This is a genomic window from Mesorhizobium sp. C395A (assembly GCF_030323205.1).
Taxonomy (GTDB): domain Bacteria; phylum Pseudomonadota; class Alphaproteobacteria; order Rhizobiales; family Rhizobiaceae; genus Mesorhizobium.
On sequence record NZ_CP100473.1, the window covers coordinates 3,574,947 to 3,599,172 of the forward strand.

Annotated in this window: 24 protein-coding genes; 12 read left to right on the forward strand and 12 right to left on the reverse strand. The window is 63.8% G+C overall.

The window, feature by feature from the left end; genetic code table 11:
- Positions 1-43: 43 nt before the first annotated feature.
- Both NLY37_RS17470 and NLY37_RS17475 read right to left on the reverse strand, forming a co-directional pair.
- Positions 44-1,588 carry an amino acid permease gene (locus tag NLY37_RS17470; protein ID WP_023740938.1) on the reverse strand — a complete coding sequence of 515 codons (1,545 nt, stop codon included), beginning with the start codon at positions 1,586-1,588 and terminating at the stop codon, positions 44-46.
- A gap of 17 nt (positions 1,589-1,605) precedes the next feature.
- The gene (locus tag NLY37_RS17475; RefSeq protein ID WP_023740937.1) at positions 1,606-2,424 is read right to left on the reverse strand and encodes an N-formylglutamate amidohydrolase; all 819 of its coding nucleotides are present in this window, start codon (positions 2,422-2,424) and stop codon (positions 1,606-1,608) included.
- 147 nt (positions 2,425-2,571) lie between these two features.
- Between NLY37_RS17475 and NLY37_RS17480 the strand changes: the two genes are divergently transcribed.
- From NLY37_RS17480 to NLY37_RS17490, 3 genes are all read left to right on the forward strand, one after another.
- Positions 2,572-3,399, forward strand: a complete 828-nt coding sequence (locus NLY37_RS17480; RefSeq protein ID WP_023740936.1) for a MurR/RpiR family transcriptional regulator — start codon at positions 2,572-2,574, stop codon at positions 3,397-3,399.
- 171 nt (positions 3,400-3,570) lie between these two features.
- Entirely contained in the window at positions 3,571-4,734 is a 1,164-nt protein-coding gene (locus tag NLY37_RS17485; protein WP_023740935.1) for an efflux RND transporter periplasmic adaptor subunit, read from the forward strand.
- Positions 4,731-7,862 (forward strand): efflux RND transporter permease subunit, encoded by a 3,132-nt coding sequence (locus NLY37_RS17490; RefSeq protein WP_023740934.1) that lies wholly within the window; start codon positions 4,731-4,733, stop codon positions 7,860-7,862. Before NLY37_RS17485 ends, NLY37_RS17490 begins: the two co-directional genes overlap by 4 nt.
- Positions 7,863-7,932: 70 nt before the next feature.
- Here NLY37_RS17490 and NLY37_RS17495 read toward each other — a convergent pair whose 3' ends face one another.
- From NLY37_RS17495 to NLY37_RS17505, 3 genes are all read right to left on the reverse strand, one after another.
- Positions 7,933-8,430 carry a hypothetical protein gene (locus NLY37_RS17495; RefSeq protein ID WP_023740933.1) on the reverse strand — a complete coding sequence of 166 codons (498 nt, stop codon included), beginning with the start codon at positions 8,428-8,430 and terminating at the stop codon, positions 7,933-7,935.
- 24 nt (positions 8,431-8,454) lie between these two features.
- Entirely contained in the window at positions 8,455-9,492 is a 1,038-nt protein-coding gene (locus NLY37_RS17500) for a zinc-binding dehydrogenase (RefSeq protein WP_023740932.1), read from the reverse strand.
- Positions 9,493-9,707: 215 nt separating this feature from the next.
- A complete protein-coding gene (locus NLY37_RS17505) occupies positions 9,708-10,949 on the reverse strand; it encodes an acyl-CoA dehydrogenase family protein (protein WP_023740931.1) in 1,242 nt (413 codons plus the stop codon).
- A gap of 127 nt (positions 10,950-11,076) precedes the next feature.
- Here NLY37_RS17505 and NLY37_RS17510 point away from each other — a divergent pair, with 127 nt between their 5' ends.
- The 3 genes from NLY37_RS17510 to NLY37_RS17520 are packed head-to-tail and all read left to right on the forward strand — an operon-like array spanning position 11,077 to position 13,435.
- A complete protein-coding gene (locus NLY37_RS17510) occupies positions 11,077-11,892 on the forward strand; it encodes an SDR family oxidoreductase (RefSeq protein WP_023710918.1) in 816 nt (271 codons plus the stop codon).
- Positions 11,889-12,404, forward strand: a complete 516-nt coding sequence (locus NLY37_RS17515; RefSeq protein ID WP_280790892.1) for a MaoC family dehydratase — start codon at positions 11,889-11,891, stop codon at positions 12,402-12,404. Before NLY37_RS17510 ends, NLY37_RS17515 begins: the two co-directional genes overlap by 4 nt.
- Positions 12,401-13,435 (forward strand): phosphotransferase family protein, encoded by a 1,035-nt coding sequence (locus tag NLY37_RS17520; RefSeq protein ID WP_023740930.1) that lies wholly within the window; start codon positions 12,401-12,403, stop codon positions 13,433-13,435. The genes NLY37_RS17515 and NLY37_RS17520 overlap by 4 nt, the downstream gene beginning before the upstream one ends.
- A gap of 250 nt (positions 13,436-13,685) precedes the next feature.
- Here the strand turns inward: NLY37_RS17520 and NLY37_RS17525 are convergent, their stop codons facing one another.
- On the reverse strand, positions 13,686-14,387 hold the full coding sequence (locus tag NLY37_RS17525) for a hypothetical protein (protein ID WP_023700998.1): 702 nt from the start codon (positions 14,385-14,387) through the stop codon (positions 13,686-13,688).
- Positions 14,388-14,637: 250 nt separating this feature from the next.
- On the opposite strand from NLY37_RS17525, the gene NLY37_RS17530 reads away from it, so the two are divergent.
- Positions 14,638-15,282 (forward strand): TetR/AcrR family transcriptional regulator, encoded by a 645-nt coding sequence (locus NLY37_RS17530; RefSeq protein WP_023671149.1) that lies wholly within the window; start codon positions 14,638-14,640, stop codon positions 15,280-15,282.
- A gap of 186 nt (positions 15,283-15,468) precedes the next feature.
- A complete protein-coding gene (locus tag NLY37_RS17535; RefSeq protein ID WP_023671148.1) occupies positions 15,469-15,702 on the forward strand; it encodes a DUF680 domain-containing protein in 234 nt (77 codons plus the stop codon).
- Positions 15,703-15,825: 123 nt separating this feature from the next.
- On the opposite strand, the gene NLY37_RS17540 is transcribed toward NLY37_RS17535, so the two are convergent.
- The 6 genes from NLY37_RS17540 to NLY37_RS17565 are packed head-to-tail and all read right to left on the reverse strand — an operon-like array spanning position 15,826 to position 21,672.
- Positions 15,826-16,053: a hypothetical protein gene (locus tag NLY37_RS17540; RefSeq protein ID WP_023671147.1), complete on the reverse strand. Its 228-nt coding sequence runs from the start codon at positions 16,051-16,053 to the stop codon at positions 15,826-15,828.
- 52 nt (positions 16,054-16,105) lie between these two features.
- Positions 16,106-16,690: a sarcosine oxidase subunit gamma gene (locus NLY37_RS17545; protein WP_023683198.1), complete on the reverse strand. Its 585-nt coding sequence runs from the start codon at positions 16,688-16,690 to the stop codon at positions 16,106-16,108.
- Entirely contained in the window at positions 16,683-19,676 is a 2,994-nt protein-coding gene (locus NLY37_RS17550; RefSeq protein ID WP_023740929.1) for a sarcosine oxidase subunit alpha, read from the reverse strand. Before NLY37_RS17550 ends, NLY37_RS17545 begins: the two co-directional genes overlap by 8 nt.
- Positions 19,673-19,984 carry a sarcosine oxidase subunit delta gene (locus tag NLY37_RS17555; protein ID WP_023683197.1) on the reverse strand — a complete coding sequence of 104 codons (312 nt, stop codon included), beginning with the start codon at positions 19,982-19,984 and terminating at the stop codon, positions 19,673-19,675. Before NLY37_RS17555 ends, NLY37_RS17550 begins: the two co-directional genes overlap by 4 nt.
- A 12-nt stretch (positions 19,985-19,996) precedes the next feature.
- Positions 19,997-20,419 carry a hypothetical protein gene (locus tag NLY37_RS17560; RefSeq protein WP_023671143.1) on the reverse strand — a complete coding sequence of 141 codons (423 nt, stop codon included), beginning with the start codon at positions 20,417-20,419 and terminating at the stop codon, positions 19,997-19,999.
- Positions 20,419-21,672 carry a sarcosine oxidase subunit beta gene (locus tag NLY37_RS17565; RefSeq protein ID WP_023725217.1) on the reverse strand — a complete coding sequence of 418 codons (1,254 nt, stop codon included), beginning with the start codon at positions 21,670-21,672 and terminating at the stop codon, positions 20,419-20,421. Before NLY37_RS17565 ends, NLY37_RS17560 begins: the two co-directional genes overlap by 1 nt.
- Positions 21,673-21,874: 202 nt before the next feature.
- Between NLY37_RS17565 and NLY37_RS17570 the strand changes: the two genes are divergently transcribed.
- The 4 genes from NLY37_RS17570 to rpsU all read left to right on the forward strand — a co-directional run bounded on the left by NLY37_RS17570 (position 21,875) and on the right by rpsU (position 24,083).
- Complete coding sequence (locus NLY37_RS17570; protein WP_023671141.1) at positions 21,875-22,243, forward strand: YrdB family protein; 369 nt, start codon at positions 21,875-21,877, stop codon at positions 22,241-22,243.
- Between the two features lie 133 nt (positions 22,244-22,376).
- Positions 22,377-23,135 (forward strand): SDR family oxidoreductase, encoded by a 759-nt coding sequence (locus tag NLY37_RS17575; RefSeq protein ID WP_023671140.1) that lies wholly within the window; start codon positions 22,377-22,379, stop codon positions 23,133-23,135.
- Between the two features lie 106 nt (positions 23,136-23,241).
- Positions 23,242-23,628, forward strand: coding sequence for an SET domain-containing protein (locus NLY37_RS17580; protein ID WP_023740928.1), 387 nt, complete (start codon positions 23,242-23,244; stop codon positions 23,626-23,628).
- A 176-nt stretch (positions 23,629-23,804) separates the two neighbouring features.
- Positions 23,805-24,083: a 30S ribosomal protein S21 gene (gene rpsU, locus NLY37_RS17585; protein WP_023671138.1), complete on the forward strand. Its 279-nt coding sequence runs from the start codon at positions 23,805-23,807 to the stop codon at positions 24,081-24,083.
- Positions 24,084-24,226: the final 143 nt, after the last annotated feature.

Here is a 24,226-nt window from a genome sequence, read left to right on the forward strand (position 1 = left end):
GCCCCGGTCGGCTTGCGCCGGCCGGAGCATCTAGTCTTTGCTGTTAGCCTGCCGTCTGGCCGACGGCTGCTTCCGCGGCCGCGATCTCCGAAGCGCGGCGAGCAATGTCGGCGCCGATCGGCGGGCCCTTGAAGCGGCGCGATTCGATACCGAACCACAGAACCACGAGCAGAACGATCAGGCCGATGGCATAGTTGATCAGGATGTCGAAGGGCGGCTGGATCCCGGCATACATCAGCACCAGAACGCCAAGCACCGTGATGACGGCGAACGGCTTGGACCAGATGCCGAGGCGGAACGGGCCGAATTCGGTCCAGCTCTTGCCCTCGGCAAGCAGGCCGGCGGCCACGGGCATGGCGTAGGACACGTAGAGGAACAATGCACAGCCGGCCGCCAGTGCGGCAAAAGCCGGCGAGTACAATGTCGCTGCGACCGCGAGCACCGCTCCGAGCCAGATCGCCGCCACCGGCGTACGCCATGTCGGGCTGACAGTCTTCCACACCGACGAACCGGGCAGGCCGCCGTCACGCGCGAAGGCAAAGATCATGCGCGAGGTCGACGTCAGTCCGGCGAGCGCGCAGATGAAATTCGCCAGCACGATTGCGATGGCAATCATGCTCTTCAGCAGGAATGGTGCCGGCAGATTGTTGAAGAGATTGAACCAGGCATTGGCGCCATCCTTGGCCGTCGCTGCCAGATCGGGGCTGGCCAGTACGAACGAAACGGCCATGACGAAGCCGAACACCAGCGACCACAGAACCGAATGGATCATGCCGCGCGGCACCGCCACGCGGGCATTGTGGGTCTCTTCGGACGTGTGGGCCGAAGCGTCGAAGCCGGTGATGGTGTAGAGTGGGTAGAGCAGGCCGATCAGGAAGGCGACGAGTGCCGTCCGTGCGGTCGGAACGTAGCCTGCGCCTGGATCACCGGTGTTGTTGACGAAGGTGGTGAGCCGCGAGAAATCCCAGCTTGCGCCCCAGATCAGGAACATCGCGGTCAACACGACGGCGACGACCAGAATGAGGTAGCCCGAGAAATCCGTCAGCATGGTGGTGAGCCTGATACCGAAATGATTGATCAGCGCCTGCGCGACCGTGATGATCACAACGCCGATCACCTGCTCCTGATAGCCCCACGCGGAGACGTCGTTACCGAACACGCCGGACCAGACAAGGTCCTTGAACAGCGCGTAGACGCCGACATTGACCGAGGCGACGACGAAGACCAGGCCGAGCAAGTTGATCCAGGCCGTGGCCCAGCCCCAGCCGCGCCCGCCGAGAATTGACGACCAGTGGTAGAGACCGCCGGCCGTCGGATAGGCCGAGCCGATCTGGCCAAGGGACGCGGCAACGACAAGTGCAAAGACGCCGCCGATGACCCAGCCGACAGTCGCCTCGAAGCCGCTGCCGGTCGCCATGGCCAGCGGGAAGGACGTGATGCCGCCCGCCAGAATGCAAATGATCGAAAAGGAAATAGCGAAGTTCGAGAAGCCGCTCATGCGGCGAGCCAACTCCTGGGCATAGCCCATGCTATGGAGGGTTTTTACATCCTCCGATCTTTCAGCGTCTGATTTGTCCGGTCCTGCCATTTTCGTCCCCTGTTTTTCTAGCTGGCCGATTGAACTGACTTTCCCACTGCGTGTCGCCGGGAACCCTTGGCCTCCTCGGGTTCCAGGTCAGAAAAAATGCCTGTGAGCAGATCCGCCCATTTCCGCTGCCCGGTCTCGCCGGAGATCTCGTCGTTGCGGATTTCGATCATTGCGCAGGCAAGGCCGCGCGAGCGTGCATGGCGCTCCAAAGTGAAATAGACGCGGTCGGCCGGCGAATAGGGCTCGTTGATGCCGACACTGACGCCGGAGAGCCGCTGCAGCGCCGCTATCAGCGGCGACGCCAGCCGGCGGTCGTCATCGTGGATGATGCCGATATGCCAGGGCCGGTTCTTGCCCTTGTAGACCGGGGTGAAGGAATGCACCGACACCAGCCGGGTCTCCTGCCCACGCGCCTGCCGGTCGTCGATGATCGATGCGATCGTGTCGTGGAACGGCCGCCACGACAAAGCGATGCGCTCGGCGCGCTCACTGTCCGACAGGCCGGCATTGCCCGGAATGGCCGTCGTCTCGCTGACCGGCGGCACCAGGTCCGGTGCGTCGAGCGGACGGTTGCAGTCGATGATCAGGCGCGAGATGCGGGTTTCGATGAGCGTCGCATCGAGGGCGGTCGCGATGCGGCGGGCCACCGGCAGCGCGCCGGGGTCCCAGGCGATGTGGCGGGAGAGATCTTCGGCCGGCAGGCCAAGCGTGCCGAATTCGAATGGCAGGAAGTTGGAAGCGTGGTCGCAGGTCAGCACGAAAGGGCTGGACCCGCCGGGGTTCGTCACCCCTACGGTATCAGACGATGCAAGGCTGGCGGGCCGTGCTCTCTCCATAGTCTGCCGTCCCCTGGGGAGCGCTGTATCTTATGTTACGTATTTTGCCTCATTGCGTCCCTGTGGATGATTTCATACAGTTTGTCCGGCTTTGTCAAACGCGATTTCGGGGAAGCGGTCTAGACGGGCTCAGGGGTGGGGAAAACGATGATTTCCAGCATTGCCGAACTGATTTCGGACCGCATCGGCACGATGCCGGCCGGCGAGCGCCGCGCCGCGCAAACGCTGATTGCCAATTATCCGCTGATCGGGCTGAAGACGGTCGCCGAGTTCTCGACAGCTGCCGGCGTATCGTCGCCGACAATCCTGCGCTTTGTCTCCAGGCTGGGGTTCCAGAACTATCCCGAATTCCAGTCGGCGCTGCAGGACGAACTGGCGGCGCAATTGCAGTCGCCGGCATCGCGCACGCTCAATCCGGCCTCGCCAGGCAGCAGTGCCGTGTCGCCAATGCTGGAGGCGACGCTGGACAATATGCGCGAGACCTTCAGGCATCTGTCCGACAGGCAGCTTGCCGACATCGCCGAAAGGCTCGCCGAACGGCGCGGCAAGACATTCCTGATCGGCGGCCGCTTCACCGATCCGTTGGCACGCTACATGGCCGCCCATCTCGCCATCATCCAGCCCGATGTCTATCACCTTGCCGGCCAGGAGAGCATCTGGCGCGACCGGCTGATCGACATGGGCAAGCGCGACGTGCTGGTGATCTTCGACATCAGGCGCTACCAGGACAGTCTGGTCCGCTTTGCCCAGACCGCGCATCAGCGCGGCGTTCAGATCGTGCTGTTCACCGACCAGTGGCTATCGCCGATCGCCCGCTTCGCCCGCCATGTCATTGCCGGACGCACCGCCGTGCCTTCGGCGTGGGACTCTTCCGCCGCTCTGTTCGTCGTCGCCGAGACGCTGATCGGCGCCGTCACCAGGCAGCTCGAGGCCGACAGCGCCAGGCGCATCCGCGACCTCGAAAGCCTGCGCTGACACGCTCAATCCCCGCCGCAAGTGCGCAAAATTACGCAGATTTAATGTGCATGGAAGCGGCAGAATTGCCATAAAGCCATGATATTGCGGCGGCTTCGCACATACCGGGTGCGTCGCTGCGCGTTTTTTTGCTTGGCGAAACCGGTAGACGTTTTGCCAACCGGAGTGTCGATGGTCGCCTGGAAACAGATCGTTTTTGCGCTTGTGATCCTGGTCGCGGCTGTCCTCGCCTGGGCGCGATTCTTCCCGGGCGCGCCGGAGGTTCTGGCACGCTGGGGCATCGACTGGACCTATGCTTCGGCGCCCGCCACAACCGGTGCGGTCGACACGACAAAACAGGCAGGCGGCCGCAACGCTGCCGGCCGCCCGGCAAATGTCGTCGCCTTGCCGGCGACCACCGCCACCATCAACGATCGCCTGCAGGCGATCGGCACCGGCCGCGCCAACGCCTCGGTGACGGTCAACCCGTACAGCTCCGGCCGGCTGGTTGAATTCCTCGTCCAGTCCGGCACCCGCGTCGAGAAGGGGCAGATCATCGCTGTTCTCGATTCCGAGACCGAGGTGATCTCGCAGGATCGTGCCAAGCTTGCCTTGCAGGATGCCCAGGACAAGCTCGAGCGGGTGAAATCATTGAGGGCCTCCAACGCCGCGACCCCGGTCGCCGTCGCCGATGCCCAAGTGGTGCTGGCCGGCGCCAAACTGGCGCTGCAGGATGCCGAACTCGCCTTGCAGCGTCGTTCGATCGTCGCCCCTATCGCCGGCACGGTCGGCATCCTGCCGATATCGGCCGGCAATTACGTCACCAGCCAGTCGGCGATCGCCACGCTTGACGACCGCTCCTCCATCCTGGTCGATTTCCTGGTGCCCGAGCGCTTCGCCGCCGCCGTCAAGGTCGGCGCGCAACTGTCGGCGACGCCGATCGCCAATCCGAGCAAGGCCTATACCGGCACTGTGTCGGCCATCGACAACCACATCGACGAAAAGAGCCGCACCCTGCTGGTCAAGGCTGCAATCGCCAATCCGGCGGATTCGCTGCGCGCCGGCATGTCGTTCGGCATCACCATGCGCTTCCCCGGCGACACCTATCCGGCCGTCAGCCCGCTGGCAATCCTGTGGGGTTCCGACGGCGCCTATGTCTGGCAGATCGAGGACGGCAAGGCCAGGCGCGTTCCCGTGCGCATCATCCAGCGCAACACTGAGACGGTGCTGATCGACGCCGAGATCGAGGATGGCGACATGGTGGTGACCGAAGGCACCCAGAGCGTCAGCGAAGGCGGCGCGGTCCGCATCGCCGGCCAGGACAAGCGCGCCGCGGACGCCGCCGAAGGCTCATGACCGCGCCTGTCAGCACCGCCAGCGAAACCGGCTTCACCGCTCTCTTCATCCGCAGGCCGGTCATGGCCTTCGTGCTGAACACGCTGATCGCAGTGGCCGGCCTTGCCGCCTTCTATGGCGTCGAAATCCGCGAACTGCCCGACGTCGACCGCGCCGTGGTCACCGTGTCGACGGCCTTCGAGGGTGCCGCCGCCGAAACCGTCGACCGTGAACTGACCGACACCATCGAGGGCGCGGTCGCCCGCGTCTCCGGCGTCAAGTCGATCTCGTCGACCTCTTCCTTCGGCCAGAGCCGCGTCACCATCGAGTTCAACGACGGCGTCGATTTGAACGTCGCCGCCTCCGACGTGCGCGACGCGGTCGGCCGTGTCGCCAACATGATACCGGAGACCGCCGACCCGCCGCGCATCGTCAAGGCCGATGCCAATTCCGATGCCGTGATGCGACTGGCCGTCACCTCCGACACCATGTCGGTGCAGGACATGACGGTGATCGTCCAGGACCAGATCGAGGACGAACTGGCCGCCGTGCCCGGCGTCGCCGACGTTCAGGTCTATGGCGACCGCGACAAGATCTTCCGCATCGATGTCGACCAGAACAAGCTCGCCAGCCTCGGCTTCACTGTGGCCGATCTGAGGGCAGCGCTTGCCTCGGTCGCTTTCGATTCACCAGCCGGTTCGATCACCACCACCAACCAGGATCTCATCGTCCGCACCACGGCCGATGTGACGACGCCGGAAGAATTCGAAAACATCATCATCGGCGGCACGACGCGCATCCGCGACGTCGCCACCGTCACGCTCGGTCCCGACATCGGCCAGACCTCGTTGCGCTCCGACGGCAAGACCGGCATTGGCCTTGGCATCATCCGCCAGGCGGAATCGAACACGCTGGATATTTCCACCGGAGTGAAGGCAGCCGTCGCCAAGCTGCAGGAAAACCTGCCCAAGGGCATGTCGATCAAGATCACCAGCGACGACGCCGTCTTCGTCAACGGCGCCGTGCACGAGGTCGAGATCGCGCTCGGCCTGTCGATCTCCATGGTGCTGATCGTCATCTACATCTTCCTGCTCGACTGGCGCGCGACGCTGATCCCCGGTCTCTCAATGCCGGTCGCCATGATTGGCACCATCGCCGCCATCTATCTCGCCGGCTTCTCCATCAACATCCTGACGCTTCTGGCGCTGGTGCTGGCGACCGGCCTTGTCGTCGACGACGCCATAGTCGTTCTGGAAAACATCGTGCGACGGCGCAACGAAGGCATGGGGCCTCGTGCCGCCGCCGTGCTCGGCGCCCAGGAAGTGTTCTTCGCCGTCATCGCCACGACGCTGACGCTCGTTGCCGTTTTCGTGCCGATCTCCTTCCTGCCGGGACAGACCGGCGGCCTGTTTCGCGAATTCGGCTTCGTCCTCGCCATGTCGGTGCTGCTCTCCTGCGTGGTGGCGCTGACGCTGTGCCCGATGCTGGCCTCGCGCATGTTGACCGGCGCATCGCTCCACCATGAAGGCGGTCACGGCATTGGCGCGCGCGTCGGTGGCGCGCTGAACGCGGCCTACAAGCGCGCCCTGCATGCCTGCCTCGGCGCGCCGTGGATCGTGCTGCTGGTTGCGGTGCTGTTTGCGGGCGTCGCCTTCAGCCTGTTCGGCACCATCCGCCAGGAACTGACGCCGAGCGAGGACCGCGCCGTCGTGCTGTTGCGCATCAACGCGCCGCAAGGCGTCAGCCTCGATTACACCACGCAGCAGATGCAGAAGATCGAGAGGCTGATCCAGCCGCTGCGCGATTCCGGCGAGATCGTCTCGACCTTCGAAAACGCCGGCCAGAACGGCGCCTACAATTCCGGCTTCATGGTGATGACGCTGGCGCCGTGGGACGAGCGCACGCGCAGCCAGCAGGAGATCATGGCGCAGATAAGCCAGCTGACCCGGCAGGTGCCATCCGTGCGCATCTTCCCGGTGCAGGCCAATAGCCTCGGCATTCGCGGCGCCGGCAACGGCCTGCAATTCGCGCTGGTCGGCAACGACCGCAAGGCGCTCGGCGACGCGGCGGTGAAGATCATCGCCCGGATGCAGGCCGATCCGCGCTTCCAGACGCCGCGGCTTTCCATCGACCCGACGCAGCCGCAGCTGGCGGTGGCGATCGACCGCGAGCGCGCCTCCGATCTCGGCATCGACATATCGGGTCTCGCCAACACCTTGCAGGCGATGCTCGACGGCAACGATGTCGTCGATGTCTACATCGCCGACCGCAGCTATGGCGTGAAGCTGGTCTCGACCACCAACCCGATCAATGATCCGACCGATCTGGAAAACATCTTCCTGGAGACCGCCGACGGCCGCTTCGTGCCAATGTCGACCATCGCCACGCTGACCGAGCGCGCCGTGCCGCCGTCGCTGACCCGCGAACAGCAGCAGCCTTCGGTGGCGATCACCTCGAACCTGAACGGCAATTTCGCACTGGGTGACGCGCTCGGCGTTGCCGAGCAGATCGCCGCCCCGCTGCTGCCGCCGGGCAGCCGCGTCCTGCCGCTGGCCGAAGCCGCGACGCTCGGCGAGACCAACAGCGCCATGATCACCATTTTCGGCTTCGCGCTGGTCATCATCCTCCTGGTGCTCGCCGCCCAGTTCGAAAGCTTCGTCAGCGCCGTCATCATCATGGCGACGGTCCCCCTCGGCCTTGCCTGCGCAATCTTTGCGCTGCTTTTGTCAGGCACCAGCCTCAATGCCTACAGCCAGATTGGCCTCGTGCTTCTGGTCGGCGTCATGGCCAAGAACGGCATCCTCATCGTCGAATTCGCCAACCAGCTGCGCGACCGCGGCCTCGGCGTGCGCGAGGCGATCGAGCAGGCCTCGATCATCCGCCTGCGGCCGGTGATGATGACGATGATCTGCACCATCCTCGGCGGGGTCCCGCTGGTGCTGGCCGCCGGCGCCGGTGCCGAAGCGCGCATCGCGCTCGGCTGGGTCATCGTCGGCGGGCTGGGTCTCGCCACCGTCTCGACGCTGTTCCTGACCCCGGTCGCCTACCTCCTGCTCGGCCGCTTCGTCACGCCGAAGGCGCATGAGGAAGCGAGGCTGAAGCGGGAGCTTGAGGAAGCGGCGTACGCCAATGTCGAGCCGGCGGAGTAGCTGGCTCCAGTGGCTGTAGATATAGGGAGGGGGCGGTCGTCAAGCACTGAAAACCGTTCGTGCGCCTCCACTATTTGCCAGTGAATTCTGGCAGTTGGATGTACGGGTTGGCCGGGTCGTACCGGTACCTCGGCTCACCTTTCCCCGGTGATATCGCACCCGCGATCAGTGCTCCTTTCGGCCCGAATTGATAGTCTATCCCGGCACAGAGGTGAGCGAGATCTTGGTAGTCAAAGCCGCGCAGCGCAACGCGGGTTTCAAACGCCGCTGCCTTGAGGGCGTCAGGCGAAAGCGCGCCGAGCGTGCTGTCGCGATATGCTTTGAGCTTGGCTTTATTGAGCTTGGACGACTGACACTCCGAGCCGACTTCTCGCGCCAGCACGATGTTTCTGACTGCGGTCGCAGCAGGATTGTCCAGGGCGGCCGAATACTTCTTGAGGAAGAAGTTGGTGCTGGGGTCATTGGTCATCGACTTGCGCCAGGAAGGCGGGAACTTGTCAGCAGCCTCGGCAGAAATCGAGCCTGTCATCCCCGTGAGGACGACTGCAACGAACCACAGTTGCTTCATGGGAGAACCTCGAACTCTTCTGCTCTACGGCCTAATAAACACCTTCCCGTTCGGCTTGGCCAGCTCCGCCGGGGCCTTCGCCATCGCCTCATCCAGCGGTAGCACCGCCGTCACGTCGGTTGACCAGCGCCCATCCGAAAAGCGCTTCTGTGCTTCCATGATCGCCGGGCCGCGCTTGTCGCGGAACTGGCGCATCCATTCGACCAGCCAGAAGCCTTCAATGTGCTTGTGTTGGAAGATCATCTGGCCGGGCTCACGGATGACAGTGGTGTCCGGATCGAGCCGTCCATAGATGATCCAGCGCGAGCGCTTCGGCATGGCGTCGAAGATCGCCGAGGCCAGCGGCCCGGTCACGGCATCGAGGAAGATGCGCGGCTGCTCGGCCTTGACCACATCGCGTAGTGTTGCCTTGAAATCCGGCGCCTTCTCGTTGAGCACATGGGCAGCCCCGATCTCCTTCAACAGCGGAATCTGCTCGTCGCGGCGCACGGTGACGATCGGCCGGAACCCAGCCTCCTTGGCGAGACCCGCGATCAGCTTGCAAAGCTGGCTGGCGCCGGCGGTCATGATGAAGGCTTTTTCGCCCGTCTCCTTGACGATGTCGAACATGGCGAGCGCCGTGAGCGGGTTGACGATCATCGCCGCGCCATCCTCGTCGCGGACCGTGTCGAGCAGCGGAATGCAGCCGGCAGCTTCGGCAACTGCATAGTCCGCCCACGCGCCCCAATTGGTGACGCCTGTGGTGAAGGCGATGCGCTTGCCGATCAGGCTTTTCGCATAGGGCTCGTCGCCGCTGGCAACGACCGTGCCGACACCCTCGAAGCCGGCCGGCTGGCCCTTGGCGCGCGGCTGACCGTACTGGCCCTTGATGAACATGACGTCGGACGGGTTGATCGAGGCGAGGCTGACCTTGATCAGCACCTGGCTCGGTCCGGGCGTCGGCACGCCGATGCTGCCAAGCTTGAGATACGGCTCCATCGCCTCCAGCGCACTGCCGGAGGGCGTCCTGGTGTAGCCGTCGCCGGTCAGCAGCAGTGCTTTCATGTCTGAGGGGATCGCCATGGCGGGGCTCCTTACAGTTTGAGGATGAGCTTGCCGGATGCGCCACGGCCAAGCACGCGCGTCACCACGGCGGCGGCATCGGCCAGCGGATAAGTGCCTTCGATGACCGGCCGAACCTTGCCGGCGCGATGCCAGCCGACCCAGCTCCTTCAGATTGTCGGCATAGACGAGGTGGCCGAGCGGCGCGATCGCGGGCGATGAGGGTTTTCATCCACTCAGACCTTTTCCTGCGTGTATTTCCTGAGCTCCGTGCGCGCCACCTGCCGGCGGTGCACGGCGTCCGGCCCGTCGGCGAGGCGCAGGGTTCGCAGATGCGTCCATGAGCGTGCCAGCGGCGTGTCCTGGCTGATGCCTTGCGCGCCGAACATCTGCACTGCCTCGTCGGTGACCTTGAGCGCGACGCGCGGTGCGATGACCTTGATCTGGCTGATCCAGGGCGCGGCTGCGCGCGCATCGCCCTGGTCGATCATCCACGCCGCCTTGAGGCAGAGCAGCCGCGCCATCTCGATCTCCATGCGGCACTCCGCGATGATGTCGAAATTGGCGCCGAGCTTGGCCAATGGCTGGCCGAAGGCCTCGCGGCGCACCGAGCGCTGGCACAGCAGCTCCAGCGCCATTTCGGCCTGGCCGATGGCGCGCATGCAATGGTGGATGCGGCCGGGGCCAAGCCGCCCCTGGGCGATCTCGAACCCCCTGCCCTCGCCGAGGATCAGGTTTCCGGCCGGCACCCGCACATTGTCGAAGCGAAGATGCATGTGGCCATGCGGCGCGTCGTCGTCGCCATAAACCTGCATCGGCCGCAGCTTGGTCACGCCCTTGGTACCGGACGGCACCAAGATCATCGAATGGCGGCGGTGCTGCGGCTCGGCTTCGCCGCCGGTCCGAACCATGACAATGTAGATGGCGCAGCGCGGGTCCCCGGCCCCCGACGCCCACCATTTCTCGCCGTTGAGTGCATAGTCGTCGCCTCGCCGTTCGCAGCGCATGGCGATGTTGGTGGCGTCGGAGGAAGCGACGTCCGGCTCGGTCATCAGATAGGCCGAGCGCATTTTCCCCTCGAGCAGCGGCGCCAGCCATGCCTGCTTGTGATCCTCCGAGCCATAGCGCTCCAGCACCTCCATATTGCCGGTGTCGGGCGCCGAGCAGTTGAAGGTCTCGGCGCCGAGATGCGCCTTGCCCATCTCCTCGGCGAGATAGGCATATTCAACGGTCGAGAGCCCGTAGCCGCGCTCGGACCCGGTCAGCCAGAAATTCCACAGACCGCGCTCCTCGGCCGTCTTCTTCAACCCTTCGAGGATCTCGGTCTGCCGCGCGGTGTAGACCCAGCGGTCGCCGCCCTTGCCGACCTCGCTCAAAAACTCATGATCGAGCGGCATGATCTCATCGCGCACCATGGTGGCGACGCGGGCGTGGATCGGCTTCAGCCGCTCGGTCATGCCGAGATTCATGTCCGCCATCGGTCTCCAACCCTTTCACGCATCTGGGGCACTTTACCCGTGGCAAGGATGACCGTACTTCGGGTAGCCTTGTCAACGCGAGCCCTTTCGCCCCAGACCGTGAGCAGAGAGGCGCGGAGGAATTGCGATGAGCTATCTGGAAGAACTGTTCTCAGTCGCCGGCAAGACAGCGCTGGTGACGGGAGCCGCGACCGGCATCGGCCGCATGGTGGCGACCGCTTTGGTCCAAGCCGGCGCTACCGTGATGATCGCCTCGCGCAAGGGCGAGGATTGCATCAAGGTCGCCGCTGAGTTGAACGGGCTCGGCGGCTCCGGCAGTGCCGAAGGTTTCGCCGGTGACGTCTCGAGCGAAGCAGGCATTGCCGCGCTGGTCAGCGAGGTCAAGGCGCGCACCGAGAAGCTGCACATCCTCGTCAACAATGCCGGCATATCCTGGGGCGCCTCGCTGGAGGATTTTCCCTATAGCGGCTGGGCCAAGGTGTTCGCCGTCAACGTCACCGCCGTCTTTCATCTGACGCGCGAATTGCTGCCGCTGCTGGAAGCCGCGGCCAGCGATGCCGATCCGGCTCGCGTCATCAATCTGGGCTCGGTGATGGGCACGCAGCCGCTGGCCGACGACGCCTATTCCTATACCGCGTCCAAGGGCGCCGTTCACCACCTGACGCGCACGCTGGCGATCGAACTCGCGGCGCGGCGCATCACCGTCAACGCCTTCGCGCCCGGTCCCTTCCAGAGCCGGATGACCGCCTTTGCCACGGGCACCGACGAAAAGGCCAGACATGTCGGCAGCCATGTCCCCATCGGCCGTATCGGCGTGGCGGATGACATCGGCGGCGCAACGCTCTATTTGTGCAGCCGTGCCGGTTCCTATGTCACCGGCGCCATCCTGCCGATCGACGGCGGGCAGTCGGTGCAGCATGGGCTGACATTGTTCAAGGAATGAGCCGCGGTCGGCGGCGAGGGGAGGACACCGCAGTGGAACCGATCAGTCTCGATGTGCTTCTGGCCAGCGTCGGCAAGGAAGTCGGCGTCTCGCCATGGCGCGAGGTCACACAGACCATGATCGACCAGTTCGCCGACGCCACCGACGACCACCAGTTCATCCATTGCGACCCCGAGCGGGCCAAAAACGAGACGCCGTTCGGCGGCACCATCGCGCATGGCTTCCTGTCGTTGTCGCTGCTCTCGGCGATGACCTTCGAGACCATGCCGCCGCTGGAAAAGGGCAAGATGGGCGTCAACCACGGTTTCGATTCGCTGCGCTTCCTGGCGCCGGTGAAGACCGGCGCGCGCATCCGCACCCGCTTCGTGCTGGCCGACGTCAAGGTCAGGCCGTCGGGCTGGGTGCAGACGGCGCATGACGTGACCATCGAGATCGAAGGCTCGAAGAAGCCGGCGCTGACCGCGCGCTGGCTGACGCTGACGCTGATGGAGCGTGAGCCGGAGACCGCATGAGCGGCGACGCCAATGCGCTGGATCAGACAGAACTTGCGCCCTATCTCGAGTTGCACATCCCGGGTTTTGCCGGACTTTCCGCAATCGAAAAATTCAAGTCCGGCCAGTCCAACCCGACCTATCTGCTGACCGCGGCCAGCGGCCGCTATGTCCTGCGCGCCAAGCCGCCGGGCCAGTTGCTGAAATCGGCGCATCAGGTCGACCGCGAATTCACGGTCATGAAGGCCCTGGCCGGCACCGCCGTGCCGGTGCCGGCGATGCTGCATCTGTCGGCGGAGGCGACGCCGATCGGCCGCATGTTCTACGTCATGGACTTTCTCGACGGCCGCATCTTCTGGGATCCGGCAGTGCCGGAGGCCGCTGGCAACGATGAGCGCGCCGCCCTCTACGATGCTATGAACGCCACGCTTGCGGCCCTGCACGATGTCGATGTCGAGGCGGTCGGGCTCGGCGATTTCGGCAAACCCGGCAATTACTTCGAACGCCAGCTGGCACGCTGGACCAGCCAGTACCGCGCCTCGGAGACCGGCACGGTCGCCGACATGGACCGGCTGATCGCCTGGCTGGAGACGCATATGCCAACCGATGACGGCCGGATATCCCTCGTGCATGGCGACTACCGGCTGGACAACATGATCTTCGCGCCCAGCGAGCCGAAAGTGCTGGCGGTTCTCGACTGGGAACTGTCGACACTCGGCCATCCCTTCGCCGACATCGCCTATCAATGCATGCAATGGCGGCTGCCGCACGCCTCAGGCTTTCGCGGCCTTGGCGGCGTCGACCGCGCCGCCCTCGGCCTGCCCTCGGAGGAAGCCTATGTCGCGGCCTATTGCAGGCGGCGCCGGCTGGGCGGCATCGACAATTGGAGCTTCTTCCTCGCCTTCTCCTTCTTCCGTTTGGCGGCCATCTGCCAGGGTGTCTACAAGCGGGCGCTCGACGGCAACGCCTCAAATCCCGAAAAGGCAAAAACCTATGGCGAAGCGGTGAAGCTGCTGTCGCACCTTTCCGCCAACCTGATCGACCGAACCTGACTCGACAATGAGATATTGTGGTCGGCGCGATTTGATGACAGATCGGATCAGTTCCGTTCCCCGACCGGGGAGCAAGCCCATACGGAGGTGGTGGCAACCGGCCTGGAAACAGGACGCAAACCGATCACCGTCTGTAGACAGAGCATGATGCCGAAAAGTGCGAAGCGGTTTTCGGACGACATCATGCTCTATCTATTTGATTAGAGCCGGTTTCAGATTTGAGGTCAATTCGACCTGAAATCATCCGGCTCTAGCGCGCATCGCTGGAAATGAACTTCATGTGCCGGCTGACTTGCAGGGCGATGTAGACGACCAGCGAGCATCCGATCGGAAACACGATCTCAATGAGGCCGGTGGCGACAGCCTGCGGCAATGCCAGCGCAATGTCCTTGGCTGCGGCAGTCTCGATCGTCAGCGCCGTGATCCCGCCGCCGAACACCGCGCCGGCCAAGGCACCCGCCAGCATGAAATGCAGCGAGCGAGGTTCTTCCTTGGATGCGAGCGAAGCCAGCATCCAGCCCAGCAAACCATACTCGATCGCCCGCAACATACCGAGCGTGGTGAGCGACAGGATCACGGGCTTTGCCGATACATCAAGCGCGCTCACCATCACCTTTTGCGTACCTTTGGCGATGCCCATGGCCAGCGGCCCCGAGATCATGGCGATCAGGCCGCCAAGCGAGGCTCGCACCTTGGTGATCGCCGTGCCGAGGCTGACGCCGGCGCAGACGAAGAATGACCAGGTCACGCCTTGCGCCAAGTCGATCAGAACCTGGGTCGGGGCCGGGTGCGAACCTGCCGCAAATCCGGCAGTCAGAATAAGCGCTTCCATGGCGAAGCCGATTGCGATCGCCAGCCATGCGACTATCACGACTCGCCTGAGCGCCAGCCTGGCGCCATGAGAAAGTGGATGTGCGCCCGGCAGCCCGGACGAAAGCTCTATCGCAGCCATAGAGGCCCCCCCAAAACCGAAATTTCTTGCAGAGCCGCCAGATAGGCTTTGTTTGTAACGGTCCGATGTTGCCTGCGAGCGCCCATGTTACACATGCTGTGACATAGATGCTGGCGAAATAGACCAGAACGGACACGACTATTCGAGAGATAGCTTGAGGGTCGCTTTTTGATGTCCCTGGCAGCGCCCTTGCCCGTTTCCGTACAGCGTATATATTTAGCCATGCACAACCAACCAAAGGCACCGGGTCTTGCCACTGAGCGTCCAGAAACGCCGCGAAAAACAAAAAGCCGAACTGCGTTCCGAATTGCTCGACGCAGCCCACAAGCTCGTCAAGGAAGAGGGCTATGAAGGCCTGACCATCCGCAAGTTGGCCAAGCGGGTCGGCTATGCTCCGATGTCGGTCTATTCCTACTTCGCCGACAAGCAAGACATCCTGTTTGCGCTGGCCGAGGATGCCTTCGAAACACTTGCCCGCCGCATCGAGGAGCATCCTTCCGACGATCCGATCGAGGCCTTGCGTGCGGTGATGACCGAATATGCTGCCTTCGGGCTCGGCAATCCCAACGAATACCGCACCGTGTTCATGACCGAAAAGACCAAGCTGCCGGAAGGCAGAAGCTATGAGGACATGGAAGAGGCCAACCCGGCGATGAAAGCGCTGATATCCAGGGTCGAGGCCTGCGTTGCTGCAGGCAAGCTGCAGGGCGATCCGCGCGCCATCGCCACCATGCTTTGGGCAGTCGGCCACGGCACCATCTCGCTTTTGATCACGTTCCCGTTCTACCCCTTCGGCGATCCACAGGCTTTCGTGACGCGGATGTGCGATTTCACACTCGCCACGCTCAGCACCCAGAATGTGCCGCCGCTGACCGAGACCCCGGTCGACTGCTGAGCATCCCCGCCCCTCCAATTCAACGTCCGGCCTGACAGCTTCGGCTGTGTCAGTGCGCCGCAATTTTCGGCATTCAAAAAAATTTGTCGTACGCGTACGGTTTCCGACTTGAAAACCCATCTCGGTGGACGTATGTGTACGTTGTATCGTACATGTACGAAAAAAGTTTAACCGATGGAGACTGACATGAACAAGACCCTTCTCGCCCTCGCCACCGTGCTGGCTCTCTCCGGCTCGGCTTTCGCCGCCAACAACACACACTCGACCAAGCAGGCCCCCGCCGCCACCTGCGTCGACACCACGACCAATGCCAAGCTCGATTGCGCCGTGACCGGCTCGGTCGAAAAGTCCGACGTCAAGGCCAAGAGCCCGCGTCTCGGCATCGAGATCAACCCATGGATCGTGCCGAGCACGTTCTAAGTTGATCGGGCTCGACCACAGCACAACGACTAATTTAAGGGCGGCAGGATAATCCCGGCCGCCCGTTTTTTCCTCAGCGCAAGTCGGCTTTTCCTGAGTTCAAACCTGGCGTAGCCGAACGGGTTATTTCTTGCGCGGTTTGCGACCCGGCACCGTCTTGGCCTTGCCGGGTCTTGCCGGCGCGCCTGGGATGGCGGTCGAGGTGATCGACACCGGATCGCTGGCCGGAAACGTGTCCTCGAGGCCTTCCTCGAGTTCCTCTTCGGCAGTCACCTCGTGATGCTGCTCATGTTCGAGTGAGCGCACGGCGGACGTCTTGCCAGCTGACTTCGGCGGCGCTTTCGACGGCATCGTATGTTCTCCCTGATGGGGGAAGCAGAACGGCTTGACCCGTCAAACGTTCCTACGCCGCCGCGTCGCTGGCTGCTTCCGACAGGAAAGTAAAGACATAGTCCGAGAAGGAACGCCAGCACTCGACCCGGAAAGCGTCGGCTGCCGTGCGCAACAGCAGGATTTCGCACTTGCCGAGAATGGTGCGCGACGCCGCGCCCACCGGAAAAGCCTCGAGCGACAAATCCTGCGGGCAGCCTGCATTGATCGCGGCGGCAGCCGCCGGGCCGGTGACGGCGAAGGCGACGTTGCGGTGCGAGATGCCGACCGCCGAATGCAATGCGGCAACCCCAGCACGATCGGCCAGCGGATCCTTGCCAGCCTCATCGATGACCAGCCACTCGTCAGGGCCAAGCCATAGCGCCGTGCGCCCTGTCTTCGACGCCGAAGTTTTCGGCTGCTTCGGCAAGGTCAGGCCGAGCGCCTTCGACAGCGCCGCGACGGAAGCCTCCGGCGCGCGCAGCGACATGCGCTCCGCCGGCGGCAGCACCTCGACCTTGACATCCGTTGCGGAAACGACGCGTCCAGCCAGGGCCGGGCGGCGCTCGACGGACGGCGCTGCAGCTGGGGCCGTCTTCTTTGCAGCAGCCTTAGCCATTGAGGCGCCCTCCCGTCTCGTCGAAGAACACCATGCCGGTAACCTCCACTTCGATCACGCCGTTCGGCATCGGCACATAGAGCGTGGCGCCCATCCGGTCGCGGCCGCCGGCAACCAGCGCCAGCGCGATCGAGCGACCGCAATTTTCCGACCAGTAGCTGGATGTGACGTGACCGATCATCTTCATCGGGATCGCCTGCTTCGGGTCAGCGACGATCTGCGCGCCCTCCTCAAGCACCACTTTCGGGTCCTTGGTCTTCAAGCCGACCAGTTGCTTGCGGCCCTTGGCGACAAGGTCGGGCCGCTTCAGGCCGCGGATGCCGACGAAATCGGTCTTCTTCTTGCCGACCGCCCAGTCGAGCCCGGCATCGTTCGGCGTCACCGTACCATCCGTGTCCTGGCCGACGATGATGTAGCCCTTTTCGGCGCGCAGCACGTGCATGGCCTCGGTGCCGTAGGCAGTAGCGCCATGCTTCTGGCCTTCGGCCCACAGCGCTTCCCAGACCGCCTGGCCGTGATCAGCCGGCACGTTGACTTCAAAACCGCGCTCGCCGGTGAACGACATGCGAAACAGCCTGGTCGGCACGCCGCAGATCTTGCCTTCGCGCACCGACATATGCGGCAGCGCCTCGTCCGACATGTCGATGCCTTCGACCAGCGGTGCAATGATGTCTCGCGACTTCGGCCCCTGCACGGCGATGACCGCCCATTGCTCGGTTATCGAGGTCAGCCAGACATTCAGATGCGGGAACTCGGTCTGGAGATAGTCCTCCATATGGTTCATGACGCGCGGCGCGCCACCCGTCGTGGTCGTCACATGAAAACGGTCCGGCGCCAGCCTGCCGACGACGCCGTCATCATAGATGAAACCATCCTCGCGCAGCATGATGCCATAGCGGCAGCGGCCGGGTTCCAGCTTCTCCCACGGATTGGTGTAGAGCAGTTCCATGAACCTGGCCGCATCCGGCCCGACCACTTCGATCTTGCCCAGCGTCGAGGCGTCGAACAGGCCGGCATTGCTGCGCACCACGACGCATTCGCGGTCGACCGCCTTGTGCATGTCCTCGCCGGGTTTGGGGAAATACCAGGCGCGCTTCCACTGCCCGACATCCTCGAACACCGCGCCTTGAGCTTCCGCCCAGGGATGGATCGCGGTCTTGCGTGTCGGGTCGAACAGCGGACCGCGCGAATGGCTGACGATCGCGCCGAAAGTAACAGGCGTATAGGGTGCGCGGAACGTGGTCAGCCCGACCTCGGGGATCGGCTTGCCAAGCGTCTCGGCGGCAATCGCCAGGCCGTGCATGTTGGAGGTCTTGCCCTGGTCGGTCGCCATGCCGTTGGTGGTGAAGCGCTTGACGTGCTCGATCGAGCGCATGCCTTCATGCACCGCCTGGCGGATGTCCTTGGCGGTGACGTCGTTCTGGAAATCGACGAAGGCCTTGACCGTCTTGTCCGGCCCGGCGCCGGGCGCCGCGCCCAGCATGCCGCGCGACCAGCTTTCCGACGCGTCGACCTTCGGCTTTACGCCCTTGGCCACTTTGCCGCCCGCATCCTTCGCCGCCTTTGCGCCGGCCGCATAGGCCTCATCGATCGACGCCGAGAGCCCATCCGTACCGTTGCAGGCGCCGACCGAAACGCAGTCCTGCGCATAGATGCCCGGCACGAAGCGCTTGGTCTCGTCATTGAAGGCGACCTTGCCGCGCGACTGTGAGAACAGATGCACCGACGGCGTCCAGCCGGCCGACATCAGGATGGCGTCGACCGGAATGGTGCGCTCGCCGCCCCCATTCTTCGGCTGCACCGTCATCGAGGTCACGCGCAACTTGCCGCCGGCGCGGATCACCGCGCGGCCGAAATTGACCTCGATCCCGAGCGCCCTCGCCTCGTCGATCACAGGTCCGGTCGGATGGTCGCGCAGGTCGACGATCGCCGCCACGTTGACGCCGGCCTTCTTCAGGTCGATCGCGGCGGAGTAGGCCGAGTCATTGGCGGTGTAGACGCCGACATTTTTGCCGACCGCGACACCGTACTGGTTGAGATAAGTCCGCGCCGCCGAGGCCAGCATGATGCCGGGCCGGTCATTGTCGGCAAACACCATGTGGCGTTCGATGGAGCCGGTCGCCAGCACCACGCGCTTGGCGCGTACCTGCCATAGGCGCTCGCGCGGCAGATCGCGGCCGGGGTTCTGCAGATGGTCGCTGACGCGCTCGACCAGGCCGACGAAATTCTGCGCGTAATAGCCGAACGCCGTCGTGCGCGAGAGCACACGGACATTGTCCATGGCGGCAAGCTTGGCTACCGCTGCTTGCGCCCAGCCAAAGCCGTCATGGCCGTCTATCCTGGCGCCGCTCTCGAAACGCAGGCTGCCGCCGAAGCCGGCCTGCTCGTCGACGAGGATGACACGCGCGCCGGTTTCGGCAGCGGCAAGCGCTGCCGCGATGCCGGCCGCACCGCCGCCCAGCACCAGCACGTCGCAATGCGCATAGCGCGAGGAATAATGGTCGGGATCTGGCTTGTCAGGCGAAAGGCCGAGGCCGGCTGCGGCGCGGATCTTCGGCTCGTAGAGGCTCTTCCAGGCTGCCTTCGGCCACATGAAGGTCTTGTAGTAGAAGCCGGCCGAAAATAGCGGCGATGCAATGTCGTTGACCGCGCCGACGTCAAAGGCGAGCGACGGCCAGCGGTTTTGCGAGTTGGCGACGAGCCCGTCATAGAGCTCCTGCACCGTGGCGCGGATGTTGGGCGCCTTGCGTGCCGCGTCGCGCTTGATCTCGACCAGCGCGTTGGGCTCTTCCGCTCCGGCCGACAGGAAGCCGCGCGGACGGTGATACTTGAACGAACGTCCCACCAGATGCACGCCATTGGCAAGCAGCGCCGAGGCCAGCGTGTCGCCTTCGATCCCGGTGTAGGCCTGGCCGTCGAAGCTGAAGCGCGCGGTCTTGGCCTGGCTGAGCCGGCCGGCGCTCGGAATGCGGAACGCGCCGCTCATTTGGAAGCCATTTCGTTGGAGTTTTTGGGCAGCTTGGACGGTTTCGGCTCGCCGGCCTTGTAAGTCATGACGAACTTGTCGGTGACGGTGTCGCGCACCGCATTGAAGAAGCGTGCGCAGCCATGGATGTGGCGCCAGCGCTCATAGATGATGCCCTTGGGGTTCGAGCGGATGAAGAAGAACTTTTCGAAGTCGTCGTCGCTCTCGCCCGCCATGTTGGCCGAACGCGCAATATGCGCCTCGCCGGCGTTACGGAACTCGAGCTCCGGGCGCTCTTCCTCGCAATAGGGGCAGCGGATGAGAAGCATTATCGTTCGTTCCTACAATTCGCCGTGGCCGACATGCGCGCCGGCCGGTTGGTTGCAAAGCCTCTGGCCCATCGCCGCAAAAGGCGCGACGAGCCGAATGCGCTCCTCTACGCTTGCGGCGGGGCGAAACAGCTCGCGATACGCCATGTTGCCGATCGTGAGCTGAAACGGATCGGTCGTCACGATGACGCTGCGCGGCTCGAATGTGTCGTCCTCGCCGAGATCGGAGGGCCTGTTCTCCATGAAGATGACCACCTTCTGGCCACCACTCCACACGCATCCCAGAATGCCGGCGTCGATCGAAAACGGCCAATTGGCTTCGTTGCCGGCGCGGCTGATCGGCTGCGTGCGCACTTCGTCCGGTGACGGAAAGTGGAACAGGTCCTGCTCCCCCGCCAGCACCAGCGGCACCGCTACAGCCAATTCCACCATCATCAGTGCGCCACCGCCGCCGCCGCTGCCTCGTCGATGAGGCGGCCGGTACGGAAGCGCTCGATGGTGAAGGGCGCGTTGATAGGATGCGGATCGTCCTTGGCAATCGTGTGGGCAAAGACATGGCCTGAGCCGGGCGTTGCCTTGAAGCCGCCCGTGCCCCAGCCGCAATTGACGTAGAGGCCGGGCACCGGCGTCTTGGCCAGGATCGGCGAACGGTCGGGCGTCACGTCGACGATGCCGCCCCACGAGCGCAGCATCTTCATGCGGGTGAAGATCGGGAACATCTCGCAGATGGCGTCGAGCGTGTGCTGCAGGATATGCAGGCCGCCGGTCTGCGAATAGGAGACATACTGGTCGGTGCCGGCGCCGATCACCAGCTCGCCCTTGTCGGACTGCGAGATATAAGCGTGCACCGTGTTCGACATAACCACGCACGGCACCACCGGCTTGACCGGCTCCGACACCAGCGCCTGCAGCGGATAGCTTTCCAGCGGCATGCGCACGCCGGCCATGTTCATGATCACCGAGGAGTGGCCTGCAGCCACCACGCCGACCTTCTTGGCGCTGATGAAGCCGCGCGTCGTGTCGACGCCCATGACCGCGCCATTGGCCGCCCGCTTGACGCCGGTGACCTCGCAATTCTGGATGATGTGCACGCCGCGCGCCGAAGCGCCGCGCGCATAGCCCCAGGCCACCGCATCGTGACGCGCCGTGCCGCCTCGCCGCTGCAAGGCAGCGCCGACGACGGGATAGCGCGCCTGCCTGGAAATGTTGAGCGGCGGGCAGAATTCCTTCGCCTGCTCAGGCGTCAGCCATTCATTGTCGATGCCATTGAGACGGTTGGCATGGACATGGCGCTTCAGCACCTGGATGTCGTGCACATTGTGCGCCAGCATCATGACGCCGCGCGCCGAATACATGACGTTGTAGTTGAGTTCCTGGGAGAGCCCATCCCACAGCTTCAGCGCATGGTCGTAAATGCCGGCGCTCTCGTCGTAAAGGTAGTTGGAGCGGATGATGGTGGTGTTGCGCCCGGTGTTGCCGCCGCCTAGCCAGCCCTTTTCCAGCACCGCGACATTGGTGATGCCGTGAACGGTGGCGAGATAGTAGGCGGTGGCCAGGCCATGACCGCCGGCGCCGACGATGATGACGTCATATTCCTTCTTCGGTTCCGGCGAGGACCATTGTTCCTCCCAGCCCTTGTGGCCGCGCATGGCCTCGCGGGCGATGGCGAATACCGAATATTTTTTCAACGTTCCAGCCTCGCAAATGGCGGTGGGGTATTTTACGCAGCCCCGGCGCGCGAGGTGTATCACTAGCGAAACGGCGCTTCCACCCTTGCGCTGTTTGCGACGGCGCTTGCCGTTTTGCGCCGCGGTGGAAAAGACCTGCCCGGGCTGGCAGGCATGGCTGCGTTCGGACACACTGGCGATCGCGAGACTCTGGAGGACGGATATGGGCAACGCCTGGTGGAATCTGACGTTGCGTTTCCTGCTGGAACTTGCCGCCTTGCTTGGCCTCGGCTTTGCCGGCTGGAGCCTCTCCGGCGGATGGTGGCGCTGGCTCTTCGCCTTGGCCTTGCCGTTCATTGCAGCTGCGCTGTGGGGAACCTTCGCGGTGCGCGGCGATCCGAGCCGGTCCGGACGCGCGCCGGTTCCTGTACCAGGCGCAGTCAGGCTGGTGCTTGAACTGGCCATCCTGTTTGGCGGTGCAGCCGGATTCTATGCCGCCGGTCACACAACCACGGGCGTTGTCATCACGCTGCTCATCGCCATCAGCTACGCATTTTCGCTCGATCGCCTCGGCTGGCTGCTGAAGCAATAGTCCGGCGCGCGGCGCTTGTGCCGCTGCGAAGCCATTCAGCAAGTCGAGCACGTATCGGGTGGCTAGCACCGTCCCGAACTGCGATCAACATCCCGGTTGCCGGCACAGCCGGCGCGATGAAAGGATGTAAAAAATGTTCGCACTCACCAATAAAATAGCGATCGTCACCGGCGCCAGTTCCGGCATCGGCCGCGCCACCGCAAAACTCTTTGCCGAAGAAGGCGCCAGGGTCGTCATCGCCGCCCGCCGCCAGGCCGAACTCGATGCGCTGGTCGTCGAAATCGAGGACGCCGACGGCACGGCAGTCGCGCTTGCCGGCGATGTCCGCGACGAAGCCTATGCAAAAGCCCTCGTCGATCTCGCCGTCGAAAAATTCGGCGGGCTCGATATCGCCTTCAACAATGTCGGCTCCGTCGGAACGATGGGTCCGATTTCGGAACTGTCGCTGGACGGATGGCGCGAGACGCTCGACGCCAATCTGACCAGCGCCTTTCTCGGCGCGAAATACCAGGTGCCGGCGATGGTCGAACGCGGCGGCGGATCGCTGATCTTCACCTCGACCTTCGTCGGTCACACAGTCGGCATGCCGGGCATGACCAGCTATGCCGCGAGCAAGGCCGGACTGATCGGCCTGACGCAGGTGCTGGCCGCCGAATACGGCCCCAGGGGCGTGCGGGTCAACGCGCTGATGCCGGGTGGCACCGACACGCCGTCGGCAACATTCAAGACGCCGGAATCACGCGCTTTCGTGGAAAACCTGCATGCCTTGAAACGTGTCGCTGTGCCTGAAGAGATCGCCCGCGCTGCGCTCTTCCTGGCATCGGATGCGTCGAGCTTCACCACAGGATCGGCGCTGTTTGCCGATGGCGGCGTCTCGATCACCCGGACGTGAAGCATTTCGCGGGTCATCGCCCGCGCCGATCCAGCCATAGAACCCGAAACCGGACTTGCTTTTTCCACGCGATTTGGCGATTCGGTTTCGGGTGAGGAGGACGGACATGCTGCTGATCAGGACCTATGTCGCCCAGAGCGCAATCGAAGGCGTCGGCGTGTTCGCCGCCGAGCCGATCAGGAAGGGCGCCTCGATCTGGCGGCTCGATCCGGATTTCGACCGGCTGATCCCGATGGACAAATACGAGGCGGCGCCGCCGCACCTCAAGGAATTGCTCGACCGCTATGCCTATCCGAGCCCCGACCGTCCCGGCTTCATGGTCTATGAAGTCGATAATGGCCGCTTCATGAACCACGCCGAGCGGCCGAACACGGATTTTTCGCAATATGGCGGCGCCACCGCCACTCGAGATATATCAGCCGGCGAGGAAATTACCTGCGATTACGGCGAATTCTTCGAGGATTTCGCACGGCTCCATCTGGCCAACGCCTAGTTGGCGCCCTATCTCGGGGCTGCCGTGGCAAATTGGCGGTTGTCCTTCATTTCCAGTGTGGACAGCGCGGCCTGATTCTGCTATCAGCCGCCACAATTCGTGGTGTAAAGCGCCGCGGAGGCATGTGGCTATGGTCACTTGCCTGTTGATATCAAACCCGAAAGACAGGATTGCCCGTGCAGGTACTCGTCCGCGACAATAACGTTGATCAGGCGCTTCGCGCTCTCAAGAAGAAGATGCAGCGCGAAGGCATTTTCCGCGAAATGAAGATGCGCGGCCATTACGAGAAGCCTTCCGAGAAGCGCGCCCGTGAAAAGGCCGAAGCCGTTCGCCGCGCCCGCAAGCTGGCCCGCAAGCGCGCCCAGCGCGAAGGCCTGCTGCCGATGACGCCGCGCCCGGTTGCTGCCGGCGCCGCCGGTGGTCCTGGTGGTGCTCCGCGTCCGCCGCGGTTCTGACGCCAATTTTTCGTCCTTTTCGAAGGATACTCTGAGGTGGCGCGATGCGGAATCGCCGCCACCTTTTTGTTTGGAGCGCCGCCATTCTGTTGGAGGCCGTTCCCTTGAACGCGCAAACGGCGTTCTAGATTTTGTTACGACAA

What these genes read in the sequence shown, in the direction of transcription:
- NLY37_RS17470 (WP_023740938.1), bottom strand. Translation starts at nt 1,588, where the DNA reads ATGGCAGGACCGGACAAATCAGACGCTGAAAGATCGGAGGATGTAAAA.
- NLY37_RS17475 (WP_023740937.1), bottom strand. Translation starts at nt 2,424, where the DNA reads ATGGAGAGAGCACGGCCCGCCAGCCTTGCATCGTCTGATACCGTAGGG.
- NLY37_RS17480 (WP_023740936.1), top strand. Translation starts at nt 2,572, where the DNA reads ATGATTTCCAGCATTGCCGAACTGATTTCGGACCGCATCGGCACGATG.
- NLY37_RS17485 (WP_023740935.1), top strand. Translation starts at nt 3,571, where the DNA reads ATGGTCGCCTGGAAACAGATCGTTTTTGCGCTTGTGATCCTGGTCGCG.
- NLY37_RS17490 (WP_023740934.1), top strand. Translation starts at nt 4,731, where the DNA reads ATGACCGCGCCTGTCAGCACCGCCAGCGAAACCGGCTTCACCGCTCTC.
- NLY37_RS17495 (WP_023740933.1), bottom strand. Translation starts at nt 8,430, where the DNA reads ATGAAGCAACTGTGGTTCGTTGCAGTCGTCCTCACGGGGATGACAGGC.
- NLY37_RS17500 (WP_023740932.1), bottom strand. Translation starts at nt 9,492, where the DNA reads ATGGCGATCCCCTCAGACATGAAAGCACTGCTGCTGACCGGCGACGGC.
- NLY37_RS17505 (WP_023740931.1), bottom strand. Translation starts at nt 10,949, where the DNA reads ATGGCGGACATGAATCTCGGCATGACCGAGCGGCTGAAGCCGATCCAC.
- NLY37_RS17510 (WP_023710918.1), top strand. Translation starts at nt 11,077, where the DNA reads ATGAGCTATCTGGAAGAACTGTTCTCAGTCGCCGGCAAGACAGCGCTG.
- NLY37_RS17515 (WP_280790892.1), top strand. Translation starts at nt 11,889, where the DNA reads ATGAGCCGCGGTCGGCGGCGAGGGGAGGACACCGCAGTGGAACCGATC.
- NLY37_RS17520 (WP_023740930.1), top strand. Translation starts at nt 12,401, where the DNA reads ATGAGCGGCGACGCCAATGCGCTGGATCAGACAGAACTTGCGCCCTAT.
- NLY37_RS17525 (WP_023700998.1), bottom strand. Translation starts at nt 14,387, where the DNA reads ATGGCTGCGATAGAGCTTTCGTCCGGGCTGCCGGGCGCACATCCACTT.
- NLY37_RS17535 (WP_023671148.1), top strand. Translation starts at nt 15,469, where the DNA reads ATGAACAAGACCCTTCTCGCCCTCGCCACCGTGCTGGCTCTCTCCGGC.
- NLY37_RS17540 (WP_023671147.1), bottom strand. Translation starts at nt 16,053, where the DNA reads ATGCCGTCGAAAGCGCCGCCGAAGTCAGCTGGCAAGACGTCCGCCGTG.
- NLY37_RS17545 (WP_023683198.1), bottom strand. Translation starts at nt 16,690, where the DNA reads ATGGCTAAGGCTGCTGCAAAGAAGACGGCCCCAGCTGCAGCGCCGTCC.
- NLY37_RS17550 (WP_023740929.1), bottom strand. Translation starts at nt 19,676, where the DNA reads ATGAGCGGCGCGTTCCGCATTCCGAGCGCCGGCCGGCTCAGCCAGGCC.
- NLY37_RS17555 (WP_023683197.1), bottom strand. Translation starts at nt 19,984, where the DNA reads ATGCTTCTCATCCGCTGCCCCTATTGCGAGGAAGAGCGCCCGGAGCTC.
- NLY37_RS17560 (WP_023671143.1), bottom strand. Translation starts at nt 20,419, where the DNA reads ATGATGGTGGAATTGGCTGTAGCGGTGCCGCTGGTGCTGGCGGGGGAG.
- NLY37_RS17570 (WP_023671141.1), top strand. Translation starts at nt 21,875, where the DNA reads ATGGGCAACGCCTGGTGGAATCTGACGTTGCGTTTCCTGCTGGAACTT.
- NLY37_RS17575 (WP_023671140.1), top strand. Translation starts at nt 22,377, where the DNA reads ATGTTCGCACTCACCAATAAAATAGCGATCGTCACCGGCGCCAGTTCC.
- NLY37_RS17580 (WP_023740928.1), top strand. Translation starts at nt 23,242, where the DNA reads ATGCTGCTGATCAGGACCTATGTCGCCCAGAGCGCAATCGAAGGCGTC.